The sequence below is a fragment of the Peptoniphilus grossensis ph5 genome (assembly GCF_000311825.1).
Taxonomy (GTDB): Bacteria; Bacillota; Clostridia; order Tissierellales; family Peptoniphilaceae; genus Peptoniphilus_A; species Peptoniphilus_A hominis.
In genome coordinates, this window is sequence record NZ_HE978566.1 from 794937 (window position 1) to 798508 (window position 3572).

The following is a 3572-nucleotide window of genomic DNA, read 5'->3' on the forward strand; positions in this document are numbered from 1 at the left end:
AATGGATAGATTGTTGATTTTAAATTCATTTGCTAGGTTTTGATAGGACATTTCTCCTGTTAAATACAAGTTTACTACATTTAGTTTGAAGTCTAAAGAGTAATTATTATTCTTTCTTTTTACTTTTAGTCCATCATAGCCTTGAGATTCATAAGCATTAACCCACCTTCTAACATTAGACTTGTCTGGGATACTGTATTTTTTCGCTAAGTCTTTGTAACTTACAATTCCTTCAAGATATTCTTTTACTACTTTCATCTTAAATTCTGTTTTGTATTTTGCCATCAAAAAACTGACCTCCTTTAGTTGGTTTGTTAGTCAACTTTTGGGGGTCAGTTCAATTTTAATCTGAAGCTTTTTTATAAAGAGTTTTGAGTAATATATTAATAGTTATATTTTTTTGTCATATATTCATATGCTGCCTTAGAGATTTTAGAAATTGTTTCTACACCCTCATAATCCTCAGCTAATTTTTGGCTAAACACGGATATTACATATCTTTCTCCTTTAGGTAGGATAAAAATACCTACATCATGTTGTACTTTCCAAAGATCTCCTGTTTTATTTGCTACTAACACTTTTCCTTCATCTGGCAAATCAGCTGTAGCTTTTGCATCGTAAGAAGTTATAGCTGGTATTAGATTAGGTAATTTTTGTCTAAACTGTTGCATTTTCATCATTTTTAATAATAGTTCAGATGACTCTTTGGAAACACATTCGTCTTTTGCTACTAAAGAAAGAATAGTTCCTAAATCTTTAGCTGTTGTAAAATTATCTTTACCTTCTTGTAGAGACTTTAAGTCAAGCATTTTTCTTTGAAATTTTGTATCATTTAAACCTAGACTTTTACTAAATGAGTTTATATTATCAAAACCACCAACTAAATCTACAAGTTGATTAGTTGCAACATTATCACTAACTGTTATAGCTAAGGTCATTAAGTCTGATACAGTTGGTTTATAGTTTCTATTTAATGTTTTTAAAACTCCTGTTCCTCCAACTCTGTTTTCTGGTTTGATTTCAATTTCATCATTTAAATCAAACTTCCCTTCTTCATATAGTTTTAAACCTAAAGCTACTAGTGGAATTTTTATTGTACTAGCTGCTGAAAAAACTATGTTTTCATTTAGTAATATTTTTGTTCCATCTACAGTATCTTCAAAATAAACTCCAAATTCACCTTGAACTTCATTTATTAATGATTTAATTTTCTCTTCTAATAACATCTTTACACACTCCTTTTAAAGAATAACTGCCATTATAACTACTAAAGTCATAGTAACTAATATTATTGAATATCCAAGTTTGAGCATTGATTTTATATCTTTAGATTGTGCTAAGCCCATTGCGCCCAACATATCTACTCCTGGATAAGCAAAAGATGTAATTTGGTGACCAACTAATACTAATAGACACCATAATCCCATGTGCATTCCCATGCCTCTTATCATTTCGCCAAATAAGTTATCCATCAAAACAGCTTGAGCTACTGCTGCACCATTTATTCCAAAAACTCCTATTAGTGCTATAACAACAGATGTGATTACTTGTCCACTTGAAATTACTAATGGTTCTAATAGTTCAAATAAAGCAGTAAATGCTCCTGAAGCTTCTACAAATCTTAGGAAAGGTTCAAATAATATAAACATACAGAACATCCAAACCATTTTTTGCATACCTTCAAAGAAATCTTCTGCTATATCTTTAGCTTTTTGTCCGTAACTTAATCCTGTAAGCATTGCCACAGTTATCATTATAAATATAGCATAGGATGCCCCTCTCCCTTTAACTACACCAAATACTAGTAGAGTAAAAAGAGATACTAGAAATACAATTGTTGCTCTATTTGTTTGCTTTGTAGGTTTGTATTCTTTGTTATCTGTGAATTCTTTAAGATCAAATTTTGAAATACCTTTAGTTGACTTTTGAACATGTTTTGCTACAAAATATGTAACAATCCACATAGATAACGCTACAGGAATACCCGCATACATTAAAACTTGTCCATATGTTAGACCTGTTATTTCTTTTAATGTAACCATAGGTGGACTAAATGGACTTAAGAAAAGGCCTGCTTGTCCAGCACCTTGGAAAATAACAGCAAGCGTACTAGGTGTAATACCTACCGCAGCAACTAATGAGATAACTATTGGTGCAATTACGGCATTTGCACCTGCTAGAGTACCTAATAAAGTAACTAGAATTACTGATGTTAGCATAGTTGCTAAGATTGCTTTTCGTTCAGTATTAATTCCAATTTTGTCCATTAAAAAGTGTACAATGTTTTCTGCAATTCCTGTTGTTTGCAAAACAGAACCAAGTCCTGAACCTAGCATGATTATTAGACCAACCAATGCCAAAAAAGAGCCCATTGCTTCCTTAATAACATCACCTAACTCCAAAAGAGGTTGCTTTACTAAAATAGCGCCTAAAATAACACAAATTCCAACATTTACAACCGCATTTGAATTCTTCTTAAATGATAAGAAAACATACAATAGTAAAGGTAGAAGCCCAACTATAGGTGGTAAGTTAAATAATAGTTCTTTCGTTTCCATAAATTCTCCTCCAAATTAATAATAAAATATTGATTAAAAATTAATATTAATATTAATTTTTAATCAAAGATATCGTCGTTTATTTCTACTCCCAAACCTGGTCCTTCAGGAACAGTTAAACATCCATTTACTAACTCAAATTTATTCTTTATTATATCGTTCTTATGAAGTATGTTACCTAAGTAAAGATCGTTTGGAATATCAACATATTTAGAACTTGCAACAAAATGTAAGCTAGCTGTCGCTCCTAATCCAACTTCAAGATTACTTCCTGCTGTAGCATGCAGACCATTTGCTTCTAAATAGTTTGCTATTTTTTTAGCTTGTGATAATCCTCCAACTTTACCAACTTTAATATTTGCAATATCACATGCATCATTGTTTACAACATTTACAACTTCATGGAAATTTGATATAGCTTCATCTGCCATTATAGGTGTGTCTAATCTTTCTCTTAGCATTCTGAGTCCTTTAATGTCATTCCTTTTAACTGGTTGTTCAATACTTTCCAAATGAAACTCTTCTAGTTTTTTAAATGTTGTTAAGGCTGTTCTATAGTCATAACCTTGGTTAGCATCCAATCTAATTGGGAATCCATATCCCAATTCTTCTCTAACTTTAGATAATAACTCTATGTCTCTTTCTGGAGAAATACCTACTTTAATTTTAATTACTTTGTATCCTTCAGCTAATCTTTCTTTTGCTTCTTCTATAGAGCCTTTTAAGTCTTGCATTCCAACAACCCAACTAAGTTCTATTTTATCTCTGTATTTGCCTCCAAGTAATTTATAAACTGGAACATTTAAAGTTTTTCCCATTAGGTCGTAGAGAGCAATATCTATTGCTGATTTAGCAGCATAGTTACCATATATTGCTGTGTCTAATTTATCGTGGATATTGTCAATGTTAAAAATATTTTCACCAATTATTGAAGGTCCTAAATATTTATTTATTGCCAATTCCATTGTGTATCCAGTTTCTCCCATAAATGCTGGCGATGGAGCTGCCTCTCCG

4 protein-coding genes are annotated in these 3572 nt (G+C 31.4%); all 4 read right to left on the bottom strand.

Translation table 11 applies throughout. From position 1 onward, the window contains the following. A partial coding sequence (locus HGPG_RS03775) for a helix-turn-helix domain-containing protein (RefSeq protein ID WP_036731462.1) occupies positions 1 to 285 on the bottom strand: 285 nt, incomplete at its 3' end. 98 nt (positions 286 to 383) lie between these two features. Beyond that, positions 384 to 1226, bottom strand: coding sequence for a serine hydrolase (locus tag HGPG_RS03780; protein WP_019124730.1), 843 nt, complete (start codon positions 1224 to 1226; stop codon positions 384 to 386). A 15-nt stretch (positions 1227 to 1241) separates the two neighbouring features. After that, positions 1242 to 2558, bottom strand: a complete 1317-nt coding sequence (locus HGPG_RS03785; RefSeq protein WP_019124731.1) for a Na+/H+ antiporter NhaC family protein — start codon at positions 2556 to 2558, stop codon at positions 1242 to 1244. Between the two features lie 59 nt (positions 2559 to 2617). Then, on the bottom strand, positions 2618 to 3572 hold a 955-nt coding region (locus HGPG_RS03790), incomplete at its 5' end, for a mandelate racemase/muconate lactonizing enzyme family protein (RefSeq protein ID WP_019124732.1).